General features: G+C 60.5%; 15 protein-coding genes and 1 pseudogene. 5 read left to right on the top strand and 11 right to left on the bottom strand.

The features are described from left to right. Window positions 1-307, top strand: a pseudogene (locus tag H1Y01_RS09985) (hypothetical protein); the annotation flags it as partial. A gap of 202 nt (window positions 308-509) precedes the next feature. On the opposite strand, the gene H1Y01_RS09980 reads toward H1Y01_RS09985, so the two are convergent. Both H1Y01_RS09980 and H1Y01_RS09975 read right to left on the bottom strand, forming a co-directional pair. Next, on the bottom strand, window positions 510-1,685 hold the full coding sequence (locus H1Y01_RS09980) for an AAA family ATPase (protein ID WP_180540370.1): 1,176 nt from the start codon (window positions 1,683-1,685) through the stop codon (window positions 510-512). Between the two features lie 203 nt (window positions 1,686-1,888). Then, a complete protein-coding gene (locus H1Y01_RS09975; protein WP_180540369.1) occupies window positions 1,889-2,620 on the bottom strand; it encodes an SDR family oxidoreductase in 732 nt (243 codons plus the stop codon). 99 nt (window positions 2,621-2,719) lie between these two features. On the opposite strand from H1Y01_RS09975, the gene H1Y01_RS09970 reads away from it, so the two are divergent. Both H1Y01_RS09970 and H1Y01_RS09965 read left to right on the top strand, forming a co-directional pair. Next, window positions 2,720-3,703: a hypothetical protein gene (locus H1Y01_RS09970; RefSeq protein ID WP_180540368.1), complete on the top strand. Its 984-nt coding sequence runs from the start codon at window positions 2,720-2,722 to the stop codon at window positions 3,701-3,703. Window positions 3,704-3,734: 31 nt separating this feature from the next. Next, entirely contained in the window at window positions 3,735-6,071 is a 2,337-nt protein-coding gene (locus tag H1Y01_RS09965; RefSeq protein ID WP_180540367.1) for a transglycosylase SLT domain-containing protein, read from the top strand. On the opposite strand, the gene H1Y01_RS09960 is transcribed toward H1Y01_RS09965, so the two are convergent. Together H1Y01_RS09960 and H1Y01_RS09955 are read right to left on the bottom strand one after the other, a co-directional pair. Next, complete coding sequence (locus H1Y01_RS09960; RefSeq protein ID WP_180540366.1) at window positions 6,064-6,639, bottom strand: ArsR/SmtB family transcription factor; 576 nt, start codon at window positions 6,637-6,639, stop codon at window positions 6,064-6,066. The two genes, H1Y01_RS09965 and H1Y01_RS09960, sit on opposite strands and share 8 nt — an antisense overlap. Window positions 6,640-6,812: 173 nt before the next feature. Next, the gene (locus H1Y01_RS09955; protein WP_180540365.1) at window positions 6,813-7,679 is read right to left on the bottom strand and encodes a DUF4159 domain-containing protein; all 867 of its coding nucleotides are present in this window, start codon (window positions 7,677-7,679) and stop codon (window positions 6,813-6,815) included. On the opposite strand from H1Y01_RS09955, the gene H1Y01_RS09950 reads away from it, so the two are divergent. Then, a complete protein-coding gene (locus H1Y01_RS09950) occupies window positions 7,673-8,746 on the top strand; it encodes a Gfo/Idh/MocA family protein (protein ID WP_180540364.1) in 1,074 nt (357 codons plus the stop codon). The two genes, H1Y01_RS09955 and H1Y01_RS09950, sit on opposite strands and share 7 nt — an antisense overlap. On the opposite strand, the gene H1Y01_RS09945 is transcribed toward H1Y01_RS09950, so the two are convergent. From H1Y01_RS09945 to H1Y01_RS09920, 6 genes are all read right to left on the bottom strand, one after another. Then, entirely contained in the window at window positions 8,736-9,137 is a 402-nt protein-coding gene (locus H1Y01_RS09945) for a hypothetical protein (RefSeq protein ID WP_180540363.1), read from the bottom strand. The two genes, H1Y01_RS09950 and H1Y01_RS09945, sit on opposite strands and share 11 nt — an antisense overlap. 17 nt (window positions 9,138-9,154) lie before the next feature. Further along, window positions 9,155-9,844: a response regulator transcription factor gene (locus tag H1Y01_RS09940; protein ID WP_180540362.1), complete on the bottom strand. Its 690-nt coding sequence runs from the start codon at window positions 9,842-9,844 to the stop codon at window positions 9,155-9,157. Further along, window positions 9,837-10,736: a sensor histidine kinase gene (locus tag H1Y01_RS09935; protein ID WP_180540372.1), complete on the bottom strand. Its 900-nt coding sequence runs from the start codon at window positions 10,734-10,736 to the stop codon at window positions 9,837-9,839. The genes H1Y01_RS09940 and H1Y01_RS09935 overlap by 8 nt, the downstream gene beginning before the upstream one ends. An 11-nt stretch (window positions 10,737-10,747) precedes the next feature. Further along, window positions 10,748-11,611 (bottom strand): acyl-CoA desaturase, encoded by an 864-nt coding sequence (locus H1Y01_RS09930; protein ID WP_180540361.1) that lies wholly within the window; start codon window positions 11,609-11,611, stop codon window positions 10,748-10,750. 80 nt (window positions 11,612-11,691) lie between these two features. Next, a complete protein-coding gene (locus H1Y01_RS09925; protein WP_180540360.1) occupies window positions 11,692-12,918 on the bottom strand; it encodes a penicillin-binding transpeptidase domain-containing protein in 1,227 nt (408 codons plus the stop codon). Between the two features lie 224 nt (window positions 12,919-13,142). Beyond that, a complete protein-coding gene (locus H1Y01_RS09920; protein WP_180540359.1) occupies window positions 13,143-13,892 on the bottom strand; it encodes an SDR family NAD(P)-dependent oxidoreductase in 750 nt (249 codons plus the stop codon). Between the two features lie 48 nt (window positions 13,893-13,940). Between H1Y01_RS09920 and H1Y01_RS09915 the strand changes: the two genes are divergently transcribed. After that, the gene (locus H1Y01_RS09915; protein ID WP_257644435.1) at window positions 13,941-14,600 is read left to right on the top strand and encodes a uracil-DNA glycosylase; all 660 of its coding nucleotides are present in this window, start codon (window positions 13,941-13,943) and stop codon (window positions 14,598-14,600) included. A 54-nt stretch (window positions 14,601-14,654) separates the two neighbouring features. Here the strand turns inward: H1Y01_RS09915 and H1Y01_RS09910 are convergent, their stop codons facing one another. After that, a complete protein-coding gene (locus H1Y01_RS09910; RefSeq protein ID WP_180540358.1) occupies window positions 14,655-17,003 on the bottom strand; it encodes a hybrid sensor histidine kinase/response regulator in 2,349 nt (782 codons plus the stop codon). Between the last annotated feature and the right edge of the window lie 340 nt (window positions 17,004-17,343).

Below are 17,343 nucleotides of genomic sequence, written 5' to 3'. Positions count from 1 at the left end.
AGTGCCGTGGACCGGCGACGCGAGCACGCTAACCATTTGGGGAGAACTCAACAAGCTGGCCGGAGACATCGCCAACTCGCGCAATATGGCCGGCGTACACTGGCGCTCCGATTCCAGCGCTTCCCTTGCCCTGGGCGAGTGCATCGCCATGAACTTCCTGCGAGAGACCGCGGCGACTTATAACGAAGGCGTCACCTTCACCTTCCCGGACTTCTCGGGAACAATGGTGACCATCGAGACCAAGCGCCCCACGGAGTGGGAAGCAAGTGACTTCACTTGCGCTAAGGTCGTCGGGACGAGTAGCTAATTCTACTGCGCCGGACACCGGGTATACCGAGTGAGCCGTACAGCCCCACTCCGAGCCCGACCGAAAGGGAGGGTCCTCCGCGTTGACCCTATCGGGGTGGAACAGCATATGTTGCAGCCATTTTCGACGAAGACCGCGCACAGGGAACAATATCTAAACGAAGACGCGACCCGCTCCCCGCGTCGTTAGACGAGTACGAAACTCAGGCCCGGCGCGACTTCGCGCCGGCAACCTTCGGAAGTTCGAATTCGTGTATCGCGGCTGCGGCGTTAGCGGGCATGGTGATCGAGTGATCCACCATTTGAGCCATCGCGTAAGCCGGTAGATTTTCAGCTTCCTTAACGAACGAGAGGATCCCCAGAGCCTCGTCGAAATCGATCTTGACCAGATCGCCGCCCATTAGCTGGCAGCTGGCGACGAGGTTCGACAGCGGATAAACCAGCGATCGCTCGATTGCGCGCTTCAAGTGGCGTGCGCCGTATTTCAGATCGGTTCCTTCCGTCAAAAGGAACTGTTTCGCAGCCGCGGTAAGGGTGAAGACGAACGGCGAAGAGGCAGGAGAGGAGAACACGCGTTGCTGCACCGCATTCAATTCGATGTCAAGTATCTTTTCGAGCTCCGGCGTCCCGAGCGGCTTAAACACGATCACCTTATCGATGCGGTTCATGAACTCAGGGGTAAACTTGCGGCGGGCTGCTTCCACCGCGGATTTCGTAATCTTGTCGCACATCTTTTCATCCGTGCGGCCGGTGTTCTGGGCGGAAGCGTTGCACGCCTGGAAGCCGAGCTTTGGCATCAAGATCGAGTTCATCTCGTGCGCGCCTAGATTGCTGGTCATGAAAATCATCGCGCGGGAAAAATCAACTCGCCGATTGTCGCCCAACGTCAACGTCGCCTTATCGAGGATGCCGAGGAGCAGGTTCCACAAAGAGTCGCTGGCCTTTTCGATCTCGTCGAAGAGCACGAAGCTGACTTTGACCCGATCCGTGTGGTATTGGTTCAACACTTCCTGGCTGAGCAGCGGATGCGTTTCGCGGTGGCCGAGATACCCCGGAGGTGAGCCGATTAGTTTTGCAATCTCGTGACTATGTTGAAATTCCGCGCAGTCAATCTTAATTACGGCGCGCATGTCACCGACGAGCGATTCAGCGACAGCTTCGACCATCCGGGTCTTACCGGAACCGGTTGGTCCGAGGAACAGAAGGTTCCCGACGGGACGCCCGGGGCTCGCCATTCCGGCTAAGAACGTCTGATATAAGCTGACGATTTGCGAAATCGCATCATCCTGCCCGACGATGCGCCTGAACAGGTCGTGATTCAGTTTCTCCGCGTCGTGGCCCGTTTGCGTCGGATCTAAGCGTTTCGCTGTGCGCAGCATCGTGTTTTTCTCCCCGCGGCTCTTTGGTGTCCAAAGCGTCGACATCAACTCTCACCGTTGTTGACTCCTTTAAAAGCACGCGGGTTGCCATCGCGTAAGGAGCGTTACGAAACATTCATTAGGAACCGTTCGGTAAGTACTGATTGCATGCTGACTTCCGTCAGACGCGGACGCGAACATGTGTGATTTAGCAGCAAGCTAAGTTACTTTTTCGGCGGACGGCTCGGGCGCATCTCGACCCGACTCACTAACGAACGCGGCGGCAAGCGCAGCAAAGCCATCACGACGTCCGCGATGTCCCTCGGTTGAATCTTCCAGTCGTCGTTTCCACCCTGTCCGGGAACATGCCCGAAATCCGTCGCAACACTGCCAGGCATGATCGAAGTGACTCTTAAGCCGTCGTTACGATGATCCAACATCAGCGCTTCGGTGAAACCGTTTACGCCGAATTTGGATGCATTATAAGCGGCGCCTCCGGCGAATGGATTGCGGCCGGCGAGGCTTGAAATATTGAATACGTAAGAGTCGCCCGCGGCGCGCAAAAGCGGGAGCGCGGCATGGCAGCAATAGTACAGTCCACTGAGATTCAGATCGATGACTTTGTGCCAATCGTCGGGCGTCAGATCCGCCACCGGCGCGAAGATTCCGACGCCCGCGTTGTTGACCAGCACATCGAGTTTGTGCCATTTCCGGTCCGCAAATTGGAAAAGCTCGAACACTTCGTGCCAAATCGACACGTCGGTGGCGCGGCCTTCGATCGATTGCGAACCGGTGTCGGATCGGAGGCGTTCGACGGCGTCGTTCACACTGGTTTCGGTGCGGCCGCAGATCAGCACTTCCGCGCCGGCGTCGGCAAGTGACTCGGCGATGGCGTAGCCGATGCCGCGAGTGCCGCCGGTCACGACAGCTGTCTTACCGGAAAGAAATTTGTCCATGAGAGAACGGTAGCGCGTTCTTCGAACTGCGTTTTGTGCAACCCGATCATGGCAGAATGGCACGGCATAGCGTGAATCTGTCCTAACATAGATTTAGCGATGGAAAGCGGGTTCGAGAGCCGGCAAGCGGTAGCGCGCGCGCGATTCGAAGCGCTGCTCAGCGAAATGGAACAAATGACCGCAGCCGAGCGCGATTTGCACGCCAAGACGGCTGCGAGTAACGCGCGGACGAGGCTCGCTGAGGATCTAAACCAGGGCCTGCGAAGGCTGCGGAACGCGCCAACCGTTGCGGAGAGCGCGGCATTGCTGGTGGAGCTCGCGGCTCCGTTTGGCGCGCGTTCCGCCGTGGTTGTGTTCAGAGCCGCGGGAGACGCTGAGGTGATTGCGGCGCGTCGAATGGGCGCTCTGCCGCTTACGTTCGCGCCGAATGCGGCTGCTGCGTTTCAGGCCGCGATTGAGACCGGCGATCCGGTTGTAGCGCTCGGAACCGCTGCCGAAATCTCCGACGCGCTGGCGGAATGCCTCGACCGTGAGACGGAGGAACGGGTCCACCTCTACCCGCTGACGGTCCGCGGCGCCGTTCACGGAGTGCTGTTTGTAAGTGGAGTCACCGAGGCTGCGGCGCTGGAATTGTTAGCCAACGTAGCCGCCCTCCGGTGGGAGACCTTAATACCAGCTGCTCCGGCGCGGCGCACGGACCTGGTCGCTATCGCTGCCCCGGGAACGCCGCCGAGCGGTGGTGCGTCTGAGGGTATGTCCGGAGAGTCAGCGGGGCAACCGAAAGGTTGGGCGGATTTGACCGCGGACGAGCAGGCGCTGCACCGGAAGGCGCAGCGATTCGCGCGAGTGAAAATTGCGGAGTTGCGGCTGGCCCATGAGACGGCCCTGCGCCGCGGCTTCGATAAGCGGGAAATCTATAGCGCCGTCAGCGCGCCGATCGATCAGGCGCGCGAAGAATTTCGCCGCGAGTACCTCTCGAAATCGCCCACCATGGTCGATTACTTGTATCTGGAGATGGTGCGAGGGCTTGCGGGCGATGATGATCGCCGGCTCGGTGCGGGCTTTCCGGGTCCCTTGAAGTGAACTTTAGTTGAGAGAGGCGATGAGGTCTTAAGTGAACAACAGCCAGGTCCTTCGGGTTCTTTCAATCCTATTGATCGTGATGTGCCCGGTCTTACATGGGGCCACGAAAAAGAAGAAGACCGCCGCCGGGTCCACGGCGCACCCCGGTCCGGTGAAAGCCAAGGCTTCGCGCGCGCGCACAAGCGGGACGTCCCCCAAGTCCGCTTCGGGGCCGCATCAAACGCACGCCCCCGCGAGGGTCTCCACCGCGCAACTCGCTCCGCTGGCCGAAGGGATCGAGCACTTCGAGCAGAAGGACTATCCGGCAGCGATTCCGAGTCTGGCGCGAGCCCGAACTCAGGTCCCGGAGCTGGGCGACTACGGAACTTACTATCTTGCCGCGGCCCAGGATGCTCAGGGCGATCAAGCTGCCGCTCTCGACACCTTGGGCGACCTCGCCGTTTTCCGGGATTTGCGCTCGCCGCTGCTGGCGAAGGCGGTCGTGATCGCGGCCCAGGAACGACTGAAATCCGGCGCCGGGAACCCCGATGCGCTGAAGACCTCGATCGCGAAGCTGCGCGAAGACGACGCGGCGCTGCCGCAGCCCGAAGGCGATTACGCCCTCGCCCTAGCCTACGATGCAACCGGGGACGGGGTACTGGCCGCCACTTACTACCAGCGCGTCTATTTCTTATATCCGGCGACTCCGATGGCGGCGGATGCCTCCAACGCGCTGGCGCGTTTGAAACAGTCGCTTGGTACGAATTACCCGGCAGCGCGCCCCGAGATGTATCTGGAGCGCGGCGAAGGCTGGATCAAAGCCAGGGAATACGGCAAAGCACGCGTGGAATTCGACGCCCTGGTCGGTCAGCTTACGGGACTTGAACGGGACCAGGCGCGGGTGCGTGTCGGCGCGGCGCAGCTCGCGGCCGGAGATTACCGCGGCGCGCATTCCTATCTGCAATCGCTCAAGGTCGACAATGACGAGGCCGACGCGGAGCGCTGGTATTACATCGAGGAGTGCGCGCGCCGCATGGATCGCGATGACGAGATGATGGATGCCATCAAGGAACTCGGGCGTCATCATGAGCGCTCCGTTTGGCGTCTGAAAGCTCTGGTATCGGCGGGGAACCGTTATTTAATGACGAACCAGGCGGCGAAGTACGAGCCGTTGTATCGCGCCGCGTGGGAGACGTTTCCATCGGACTCGGCCACGGCTTATTGCCACTGGAAGATCACGTGGGACGCGTATCTGGCGAATCATAAAGACGCGCAGGATCTGCTGAAAGAGCAGGTCGAGCACTATCCCGGCGATAACAAGGCGGCAACGGCGCTCTACTATCTGGGGCGAATGGCCGAGCGGGACAACGATCCCGCGGCGGCCCGTGCTTACTACGAACGGCTGGACAAGGAGTTTCCAAACTTCTATTACGCGGTGCTGGCGCGTGAACATCTGACGCAAAGTACAGTCGCGAGCGCGACGCCTTCAGATAAGGTGACGGCGTGGCTCGATACCGTCGAGTTCCCGTCGCACGCCGACTACACGAGCCAGACTCCCGGCGATGCGACGAAAAACAGGATCGAGCGCGTGCGTCTGCTGGTTGCCGCGGGGCGGGGCGACCTCGCCGATAGCGAAGTGCGGTTTGCGGCGAAGACCGATGGACAGGCCCACTTACTCGCTATTGAACTCGCGCGGACCGACGCTGCCCCCTATCTGAGTCTGCGCCATATGAAGGCGCTCGCGCCGGACTATCTATCGACTGCGGTCGATGAGGCGCCAAAGCCGTTTTGGGAGATGTTGTTCCCACTGCCCTACCAGGGCGCTCTCGTCGCCAGTTCGCGGCGGCAGAACATCGATCCCTTCATGGTGGCGGCGCTGATCCGGCAGGAGTCGGAGTTCAATCCGAGCGCGCACTCTTACGCGAATGCTTATGGACTGACGCAGATCGTTCCGGCTACGGGGCGTATGCTGGCGCAACACCAGGGGATTCATTGGTACTCGCCGAATATGCTGTACCAGCCGGAGACGAATCTAAGACTGGGTACTTCTTACATCCGCGAGTTACTCGATCAATGGAACGGACACTGGGAGCAGACTCTGGCTTCCTATAACGCGGGCGCCAGCCGGGTGAAGGAGTGGCTCTCTTGGTATAGCTATCGCGAGCCGGCCGAGTTTGTTGAGTCGATCCCCATTACCCAGACGCGCGAATATGTACAGGCTGTAATTCGAAATGCGGCGGTGTACCGGCAGATCTATGGAAGTTCAGACAAGTTGCAGGCGGGGGATGATGAGATCCCGGCGCCGCCTATACAGAGAGCGGCTCTGGGGGCGCAGATCAAGCCGGTAGCCGCGCATCGTGTGGTGCGGCATAAGAAGCGGGTCACTTAGTTCGGGGCTTACTTTCGCCGGTCGGACTAAGGATGGCGGTAAGAGCATAAGCCTCGTCGTCCGGCTTGATCTTGCGTTTCGATTCCTTTTGCGCGAGCTGCTGAAACAACTTGGCAACGCGCGCGCGCATCGCTGCCCGATTCTGCGCATTGCCGTGAAGAACGAGTCGCAGCGCCAGAATCCCTGTAGATTCCGCGCCCTCTTCGCCGGCGGACGGAAGATGAACCAGGACGTCGTACCGCGCCATATCGAGGAGCGCATTCAGAAGGGGCGCCAGATCCGCAGCGCCGCGGCGGGACGATCGTTTGTTGACCTCCGGCGGGACCGCCTGGTAGTACTTCTCCGTCGTGCCGCGCTTGGGGCGCGTTTCGACCAGCCGAATCAGGTTGACCCGTTCCAGCGCGCGGACATGGTGGTAAAGTCGCGTGTCATTCTCCCCTAACAGTTCAGCGACCTGAGCGGTGGTGCGAGGCTCGTGCGCAAGCGCGCGGAGGATCCGCACGCGCAGCGGGTCGGCCAGAACACGCAACTGCCGCAACTCTGTCGACGGGTTTTTAGTCGTTGACATATTGTTCAACAAAGGTTAAATAATGGGACAACCTTAAATATAATCCGAAGAGCGAATTAATGGATCTCGATGCCATTCTTCAAATCGATCCGACGAATGATTGGGCGAAGAGACAGTGAGATGCTGCTGCAGGCGCCGTAGCGACTTAGTGAGTCCGGCTTTATGAGTCGGGCTTAGTGAGTCATGGCGTAGACCAGGTAGTTAATCCCGTAGCGGTAGGCTAACTCGGTCATATGTTCCGGATACTGCGGGGAATCGGCATACTCCCAGGCGTCGCCGACATCGGTGTCGAAGTTGACGGCGACAAGCATCCGGCCGTGATCGTCGCGGAGGGATCGCCAGGCGGGCGCGGTACCTTCGGGTTGATGAACTTCGACTGAGCCCTCGGCTCCCATACGAAGATGGCGCGTGCCGGGGATGAAAGAAAGGTCTTTCTCCGCGATATCGAAGACGACATGCATTACGGAGTCATCCATTTCGATATCGAGGATCGGGCGGTTGGGCAAGACGCGCGACATGGTTTCGCGGAAGGTATCCCACTGCTGTTCGCCCCAGAAGTCGTCGACCACCAGAAAGCCGCCGCGAAGAAGGTACTCGCGTAAGCGCGCAGTCTCGGCATCGCTCAGGTCCCACCAGCCCGCTTGCGTCGCGTAGATCCAGGGGTTATCGAAGATACGATCGTCGGCCAGCCGCATGTGTAGCGGGACAGCGGAGGCGACTCGGGTGAGGCGCTCGACACCGGAGGTGAAGTGATTCTCGGCATCGGGCCAATCGACGATCCACCAGCCGTTGCCCTGGCCGGAACGCGAGGCGTAGCCCCACCGGCGGTGATATTGGGGCAGATCGTCGTACTCGAGGCGGACGAAATGAAACTCACCGGTAGCTGGAAAGTTGGGAGGGGGACCATCGTCGTGTCCCTCGAAGTCGATACGCTGGGCGAGCACGCACGCGGCTCCGACCAAGCCGACGAGGATAACGGCGCGCCGCATACCGCCATTGTGGCGCACGATGGCGAACCGGTATCCTAGTCGCGATGGCAATCTCTCGAAGAACCTTCGTCGCGGCCGCCGCTTCCGCCCTCGCCGCGCGCGGCCAGCAAACCGGTGGCCGCAAGATCGGATACTGCATCATCGGCCTGGGCCGCATCTCGATGAACGAATTCATGCCCGGCGTACTCAAGAGCGATAAGTGCCGCATCACGGGCCTGGTCAGCGGCCACCGGGACAAAGCCGAGAGGGTCGCCAAGCAGTACAACGTGCCGGAAACCAGCATCTACACGTATGAAGACTTCGATAAGCGCATGACCTCCAACAGCGACGTCGACGCCGTCTACGTGGCGCTGCCGAACAGCATGCACGCCGAGTACACGGTCCGTTCGGCGCGTGCGGGCAAGCATGTCCTCTGCGAGAAGCCAATGGCCGTCAGCGTTGCCGAATGTAAGCAAATGATCGGCGCCGCGAACGCCGCGAATCGCAAGCTGCTCATCGCGTACCGCTGCCAGTATGAGCCGAACTACCTCAAGGCCATCCAAGCCATCCGCAACGGCGAGATCGGGAAGATCGAACTCATCGACGCCTCCTTCGGCTTCAACATCGGTCAGAACGAATGGCGTACGGATAAGAAGCTATCCGGCGGCGGACCGTTGATGGACGTCGGTATCTATTGCCTGCAAGCCTGCCGCCTCATGTCCGGCGAGGAACCGGCTGAAGTCGACGGCCGCTCCGCCGTGATCGATCATGACGGCCGCTTCGAAACCGTGGAAGAGAACCTGGTGTGGTCGATGCGCTTCCCCTCCGGTTTGCTCACCACCTGCAACACCAGTTTCGGGACGAATACCGGAGGCTGGTTCCGCGTTTACGGATCGAAGGGCAAGGTCGAGATGGAGCCCGCTTACAGCTACGACGGCCTGAAGCTTTCAATCAACGGCAAAGATGCCACTGTGGAAGACCACAATCCCCTTCAGTTCACGCGCGAAGGCGATCACCTGGCCGACTGCATCGTCGACAACAAGCAACCGAAAAGCTCCGGCGAAGAAGGGTTGCGCGACATCCGCATTCTCATGGCGGTCTATCAGTCGTGCCGGGAGAAGAAAGCGATCAGTCTGTAAGCGCGCTCAGGATCTGAGAGTGGGCGTTCGCCGCTTCGGTGGATCGCCCCAGCACCACGCGAAGGCGCTGCTGAAACTTACCCTCGGCGTTCTCGTTCATGAGCGCCTCCAGGTCGCGGACGGCCGCGTCGGCTTCCGCAGCCCCGGCGGTGCTGCGCGGTGCGAGCATCTCGTCAATGGCAACAATCAAGCCGGAGAGCTGCCGCAGCCATTCGAAGTCGGAGTGGTTCAGCACCAGGTCCAGATACTCGCCGGGCGAGCGGACGGGGCCGTGATCGCGTTCGTACTCCGCCCGCTGCCCGTCCATCAGCAGCTTGTGGAAGTCGAGTAACTGGTTGCGGACGGATTCGATCTTGCGCCGGGTTTCGGCGGGAATAGTCACTTGGGCCATATCACAGAATAAACGCGCTACGGATCGAAACGATATCCCACCCCGCGAACCGTGAGCAGGTGTCGCGGATGCGTCGGCTCCTCTTCAAGATACTTCCGCAAGCGCACGATGAAGTTATCGATGGCCCGCGTATCCGTATCCTCGCGAACACCCCAGACTTCTTCGAGCAGCCGCTTGCGCGAGACGGCTTCACCGCTATGGTTCAGAAGGAAACGCAGGAGATTGGTTTCCATCAACGTGAGCAGATACTTGCGTTCTCCGTGGCGGATCTCCATCGCTCGGAAATCGATTACGCGGTCGCCGATCGTGACCGCGTCGTCCGCGTTGTGCCGCTGCCAGGAAGAGCGGCGCAGCAGTCCGTTGACGCGCGCCAGCAGGATGGCGAGATCGAACGGCTTGGGCAGATAATCGTCGGCACCCGCGCTAAACCCTTGCACGATGTCGTCCGGCCTCCCGCGGGCGGTCAGCATCAGGACCGGCATGAAGCTCCCCCGTTCGCGCAGTGTGCTTACGACCTGAAATCCGTCGATGCCGGGGAGCATGGCGTCCAGAATCAGCAAGTCGAACTCACTCGCTTCCTGCAGCGCGGCTTCCCCCGTCTCCGCGATCTTCGCAACGTATCCTTCGGCTTCCAGATTGAACCGAAGTCCGTTCGCCAAGTGCGCTTCATCTTCCACGATGAGGATGCGCGGCGTCGCCTCACTCATTGCGGGGCGCCGCCGGAAACTGGAGGGTGAACGTGCTTCCAAATCCGATGCCGGCGCTCTCCGCGAACGCGCGTCCCCCATGGCGGCGGGCCACGGATCGGACGATGAACAGGCCGAGCCCGGTGCCTTTCACACGGCTCGCGATCCCTCCCGGAACTCGATAGAACCGTCCGAAGATGCGCTTCAATTCGTTCCTCGATATCCCCACGCCCTGATCCCGCACCCGCACCAGCACCTTCGCGTCGTCCGGCTTCTCGCAAGCCACATCGATGTGGACCGCTTGCCCGGAATACTTGATCGCGTTGTCGAGCAGGTTGGTCACAGCGGTACGGAGCTCGTCCGGCGCTCCCAGGATTTCGGCTGAATCGCTAGGTGCGCGGAACGCGACCGCTTTCTCATCCAGCCGGTGGCGGGTGCGCGCGAGTTCCACGCATTCGGCCACCAGTTCAGGCATGTTCACGCGCTCGCGGTGCGCGCTCGCCCCACGCGCTTGTCCGGCGCGCAACACCTGCTCGACAGTGCCGAGAAGACGGTCGGTATCTTCCAGCATGATGCCGTAAAACTCGAAGCGGTGCGCTTCGTCCACCGGACGTTGTTGGAGGGTTTCGAGGTAGAGCCGGATGGACGCGATGGGGGTCTTCAGCTCGTGAGTGACCGCGTTGATGAAGGCATCGTGCTGCTCATTGCGCTTGATCTCCCGGACCAGGAAGATCGTGTTCAGCACCACACCGGTGATGATCAACGCGAAAACGAGCACTCCCGTGATCATCAGGAGGCCCGTTTTCCAGTACGTGATAATCCAGCCGACGTTGAGCGCGGCGGCCAGCGCAACAATGCAGACTCCGACGACGATCCAGACTACCTTCGACCGGCGATACCCCGCCATCGTCATCAACTAACAGTCTACGCAGCGGCGGCGCGTTCCGGCAATCTGGTGTTGGCGGTGACGGTCTTGACGTTCTTCGCGATTCCCAGCTTCTTCAGCAGCAGGATGTGCAGCCAGGTGATATCGAGTTCGTACCACGCCAGGCCGTGACGCGCGGATACGGGATGCGCGTGGTGATTGTTATGCCAGCCTTCGCCGAACGTGAGCAGCGCGACCCACCAGCTGTTGGTTGAATCGTCGCGCGTGTCGAAGCGCCGCGAACCCCACATGTGAGTGGCCGAGTTAACCAGCCAGGTCGAGTGCAGGCCCACGCAGATGCGGAAGAAGATCGGCCACAGCAGCATCGGCCAGCCGCCTCCGGCGAACAGCGCCAGACCGATAATGACGGTCGGCATGTAGTGCCATTTGTTGATAAATCGATAGATCGGATCGCGCGCCAGATCCGGTGCGAACTTCGCCATCATCGCGGTGTTGGAGTGCTTCGATTCACCGACCATGATCCAACCCACGTGGGCCCACCAGCCGCCCTCATGCGGGGAATGCGGATCGCCCGGCTTATCGGCAAACTGATGGTGGACGCGGTGCGTGGCGACCCAGAAAATCGGTCCGCCTTCGAGAGCTAGCGTCGCGCAGACCGCCAGAAAATATTCGATCGGCTTCGGGACTTTATACGAGCGGTGCGTCAGAAGCCGGTGGTAAGACATTCCGATCCCGAAGCAAAGCGCCATCCAGTTGAGAACGAAGGCAACAGCGATCGCTTTCCAACTGAAGAAGAACAACGCGGCGATTGCGCCCGCGTGAAAAACGATTAAGAAAATAATGATTCCCCAATTCGGTTTCTCGGAAGTGGAAACGATGGGGATCGGCTGAGGAGTCGGCATGGGAGACAATCCCAAGCTATCAACGGAAAGCCTTGGGCGTTGTAATAGTTCTGTAAGGGCAAAAAGGACGTAAAAGCGGGCTAATGGCCGCAGCAGATCTGGGTCGCTACCAACGAACCGGGTGTAAACTTCTGGCCCATCGTGAGGACTTTGTTTTCTGTAAGATGCCGGTAGACGTCCCCCGCTACGCCCGCCGCCATCGGTCCGACTGAAGGACGTCCGCCGGTCAACATCACGACCACCACGAGCTTGTTCTGTCCCACGTCGTTATACGAACCGAACCAGCCCAGGCGCGTCCCGCCCTGGCTGCAGGTCCCCGTCTTGCCAAGAATCGGCTGGTCCTGCTTGGCGCGGCGCGCGGTTCCGAACTCCACGGCGCCCTGCATGCCGGGTTTGATCTCGGGGATCAGGTTGGCGATGTCGAGCGTTCGTTTCAGCTTCGGCTGGAAATTCTTGACCTCTTCTTGCGTCCGTGGATACTGCAGATACCACAGCTTGCCGCCGTTCGCGATGGCGCTCACCAGAGCCGCGAGTTCAAGAGGCGTCTGCTTGATCTCCTCCCCGAAGCTGGTCAGCATTCCCACGCCGCCATTCTTGGGAGGAGCCGGCGGGAAATAACCGGCTTGTTCACCCGGAATGTTAAGCCCGGCCTTCTCACCGTAGCCGAATTCGTGCGCATACTGCGCAACACGATCGTAACCAAGTTTCGTGCCGAGCGTTGCGAAATAGAAATTGTTGGAGCGGGCGATGGCTTGCGTCAGGTCCATCGGGGCGCGGCGGGTGACTTTGAGGATCGCCGGCTGCTGTACGAGATTTTCTTTGAGTCCGGCTAAAGCAACCGTGAGCTTGATGGTGGAACAGGGCTGAAACCCGGCGCCCAGGGCGAGCTTCTGATTCACCATCGCCATTACCCGGCCGTTATCGGGATTGACGACTACGATCGACCCGTTATAAGGTCCCAGCGCCTCGACGGCCGCACGGCGGATGTTCAGGTCGTCGCCATCCACGTTGTCTCCATCGGTGGAGTTGGCGTAGGTCGGCTCATCCCACGTTTGCGCCCACACATGACGGCCGCGGCGGCCGCGCGCGGTAAGCGTCCTCGAATGACGGCTGTGGGAGGAAGCGACGCGCGACGTGCGGGCATGCGTCGTCTTACGCGCTTTGACGGATGCCTTCGCTGCCTGAGGCGCAATGTGTTTGTGATGTTTGACTGCGACCGCGGCTTGGGCGAAGCTGCCCAGGAACGTGAGCATCGCCGCAAAAAGGACCAGCCGCCCAATGCACGATTTAAATCGGGTGATTTCCATGATTCTGAGCGTCAGTGAAGAATCCGACAAAGCCGAGAGGTGCCAAGAGCGCCAGAGCTCTAGACAAGATTTTAAACCCGGGGAGCACCGGGAATAACAGTAGTGTGTATGAAAAGGGTGCGTCTCGTCAATATGCGCTGGCCGAAATCGACGTGTTTTCAGCGTTTTCTGTTTCCCGACTTCTGCGGAATTCATATTACAACGTCTTCAAAAGCAGGATCTAGCTATGCCGCGGTCCATCCTCCGTCGATCGGAACCACCGCCCCGTTCATGAAATCGGATTCGGCCGAGCACATATAGAGAGCGAGATACGCGATCTCTTCGGGCCTCCCCAGCCGCCCGATCGGCTGCCGCGCGTTCAATTCTTCGCGCATTTTCTCCAGCTCGTGCGCGTGGTATTTATGCAAATATCCCTCCACGAAGGGCGTTTCAACCGTGCCGGGTGAGATGCAATTCACCCGCAGTTCGGTCGGATAATCCACGGCGAGCTGCCGGGTCATGGCCAGCACCGCGCCTTTGGTCGCGCAGTACGCGAACCGCCGTTTCACGCCGATCATCCCCGCCACCGAACCGATGTTCACGATAGCCCCCCGGTTCTTGAGAAGCAGTGGCAAGGCGTGCTTCGTCACCAGGAATGTTCCGGTTACGTTGACCCGGAACACCCGCTCGAAATCTGCCAGACCGGTTTCCGTTACGCTGCCGACGAGCCCGATGCCGGCGCAGTTGATCAGAATGTCGAGCTTCGGTATCGCCGCAAATTCGCGTTCGACGGCGCTCTCATCGGTAATATCGAAGCAGCGGGTACTGCTCCGTTCCAGCGATGCCGATAGCTCTCGGGCTTTGGCTTCATCGAGGTCCACAATAATGACCGAGGCCCCGGCGTCGGTTAGTACCCTCGCAGTGGCGGCGCCGATTCCGCTGGCGCCTCCGGTGATCAGCGCGGTCCGACCATCAAGCCGAAAAGGAGAAGGCATCTGGCCGATTCTAACAATGCCGAATTAGCTGCCCTGGCCGACGGAATCGTGGCCTGCCGGCGATGCCCGCGCCTGGCGGCTTACACCCGCGAAGTCGCCGCGGTGAAGCGCCGCGCATATCTTGCGGAGACGTATTGGGGACGGCCCGTTCCGTCCTTCGGGCCGGGTGACGCGCGGTTGCTGATCTTAGGGCTCGCTCCCGGCGCTCACGGCGCGAACCGCACCGGACGGGCATTTACCGGGGATCGTTCGGGTGCGTTCCTTTATCCCGTTCTATATAAGACCGGGTTTGCCTCGCAACCGGAAAGCTTGTCGCGCGACGACGGGCTGACTCTGATCGACGCGCGAATCGCGAGCGCGGTCCGCTGCGCTCCGCCGGACAATAAGCCAACGCCGGACGAGATCCGTAACTGCCGTTCGTGGCTGGAGCGGGAATTGCGGCTGCTCACGCGAGTCAAAGTGATAGTCGCTCTGGGTAAGATCGCGTTTGACGATTACCTGGCGATCGAACGTGCGCGAGGTAAGTTAACGACTGAAGTTACTCCCAAGTTCGCGCATGGCGCGGAGTACCGGTTAAGAGAGGATGGACCGCTGCTGATCTGCTCGTATCATCCGAGCCAGCAGAATACCTCTACTGGCCGGTTAACGGAGCCGATGTTCCGCGCCGTGTTCACGCGTGCTCGGGAGTATCTTGGGCGGGATCGTTAACAGGCATGTCGCGGACAGAACAAGAACTTCTCCCGACACCAGGGCCGCCCGGTCCTAAGAAGCTTTGGATCGGATTGAGGTCCTGACCATGGAAACGATGGTGGCGGCCGTATACGGCTTTGGAAGAACGCCGGAGATTCCGGACCCGGAGAAACGGCGGGAAATTTCCGCTTCATTGAAGCCGCTCGAGAGAAGTACCGGGATCCGGGGATGCCGCTCACGAATCAGGGGCAGAGCCTCTTCACCGGTCATCACCGGCATGGTGAGGTCGAGGATAATGGCCGCAATGTTCGGTTCACCGCGCAGCACCTCGAGAGCCTCCGCGCCATCGGCCGCGGTGACCACGCGAAAGCCCGCGCGCTCCAGCGCAGCCTTTCCCACCCGGCGAACCATCAGCTCATCGTCGACGACCAATATCGTTTGATTCTCCGCGTGTTCGTCTGTATCGCCCTTGCCGCTCCGGCCCGGTTGAACGGCCGCTTTCGAGGCGGGCAGGAAGACACGGAAAGTAGTACCGGCGCCCAGTTCGCTTTGTACGTCAATATCGCCCCCGTGGCCCCTGACGATACCGAGTACGGCGGCCAGCCCGAGTCCGCGCCCTGTAAATTTGGTGGTGAAGAACGGATCGAAGATCTTCTTGAGTGTCTCGGCCGACATGCCGCAGCCGGCGTCCTGAACCTCGAGCAGCGCGTAGTTTCCGGGTGGCGCCGAGGTGTGGAGATACTCGCTGTACTGGAAGTGCTTCCGCTCGATGATGGCTGAACGGATCGTGACCTTGCCCGGCAGTTCGCCGGCCGCCTCCGCGGCGTTAATTACCAGGTTCGTGACCACTTGATGGATCTGATTCCGGTCGGCTTCGATGAAACAGGGATTGTCATCGAGTTCCAGCGCGACGGTGACGTTTCGCGAAAGCGATGCGCGCAGCGGCGCCATATTGTCGCGAATCAACCTGTTCAGGTCGATCGACTCGATCATGAAGCTGCCTTTGCCGGAATAGGCCAGCATCTGCCGGGTAAGTTCGCCGGCGCGTTCCGCGGCGGACAAGATCTCGCGGGCGAGCACCACCCTGCCCGGATCGTTGTTTTCCGAGCCGGTTTCGGCCAGAAGACTTGCGTTGCCCATGATGCCGGTGAGCAAATTATTGAAATCATGGGCGATGCCACCGGCGAGCACGCCGAGGCTCTCGAGGCGGGCGCTGTCGCGCAATTGCGCCTGGCGTTTGAGCTCCCGTTCCTCGGCGAGCTTTTGTTCGGTCACATCGCGGGTCGTGCCCGCCACCGCTTCAACCCTGCCGTCGGCATCCTTTACCGGCGAATAAATGTATTCGAAGTAGCGGATCTCGCCGTCGGGCGCCCGCCAGGGGGTCTGATCGCGAACCGGCTGCCCCGTATCGAGGACGTGTTGAATCTGCCGACGCAGCCGCGCGCCGAGTTCGGGAGGGTATCCGACTTCGAGAACCGTCCGCCCGATGGTTCTTTCGAGCGGTCTTTGCGATCGTTCCACCACCGCGCGGTTGACATACATGAAGCGCCCTTCGCGGTCGAAAATGTAGAGCAGGTCCGCTACATTTGACAGAACCGTATCGAACATGCGCCACTGCTGTCGCAGGCGTTCCTTGTCTTTATTCTGTTCGGTGATGTTGCGGCCTTCGGGAACAATCAATTCGACTTTGCCGTCGGCGTTGACGACGGGGTGAAAAGACACGTCGAAGTCCCAGGCCTCGCCCGAAGGCCGGCGCACGGTCAGCTCGAACCGGACGAACTCACCGGCGGCCGCGCGCGCCACGGCCTCCCTCACAGCTGCGGACGCGCCCGGCGTCGCGGTGAACCAAGGCGTGTCCCAAAAAGGCAGACCCAGAACTTCCTCACGGGTGGCGCCGGTGAATTCCAGCGAAGAGCGATTCGCTTCGATGAGCGTGCCATCCGGAGTGAGCAATCCGATGTACTCGTACGTGCCTTCATACATTGCCTGGAGCCGCTGCTGCTTCTCGCGGAGCAGGAGGTCCGCTTCTTTGCTCGCCGTGATGTCTCGGAAGTAGACCGAGATGCCGCCCGGTTGAACCGGATAAGCTTTCACGGCGAACCACCGGCTCCAGGGCGTGTAGAAGATCTCGAATTCCACCGGCACGCGTTCGCTTGCGGCGCGCCGGAATTCGTGCTCGGCGATGGTACCGAGCAGGTCCGGATAGATCTCCCAGTTCTTCCGGCCAAGCAAATCCTGGCGGCGCCCGCCAAGCAGTTGCTCCGCGGCCGCATTCATGTAGCGTAAACACCAATCCGTGTCGAGCGTGAAAAAGCCATCGCTGATACTTTCGAGGACGCGCACGAGGGTATCGCGCGGGTCTTCGGCCTCGGCGCCGGGCACGGCCTCCCGCTCCACCGCTTCGTTATCGGATTCGGCCATCTACGTTTGATGCCCCGGCGCGTGCGGCTGGCTCACGATCCCGAATCCTGAGGCCGATGGGCTGCGCGGTGCGGGCGAGCTCTCCGGAGGTTTCCGATGGCCCGCAGTGAGTGAAATGGAAGAAGCGTTTCTTGGGTCTCGCTGTTGCCGGGGCGGATTCCCCCGGTTCGATCGTTAAACGGCGGTCAGATGCTTCCGTCACTGCGTGGCGCTCTCGCAACCTTCAGATTCCCAGCGGCTCGATGTCATCTTTCCCGACTGCGGGCGGAAGACTCCGCCACCATAACGTGAGTTCTTAATCTTAACCGTACGAGATAAACGTCGCCGACTTAAGTCCAAA

The sequence above is a fragment of the Nevskia soli genome, assembly GCF_903970205.1.
GTDB lineage: Bacteria > Acidobacteriota > Terriglobia > Bryobacterales > Bryobacteraceae > Bog-113.
This window is presented reverse-complemented; position numbering and strand designations above follow the sequence as displayed.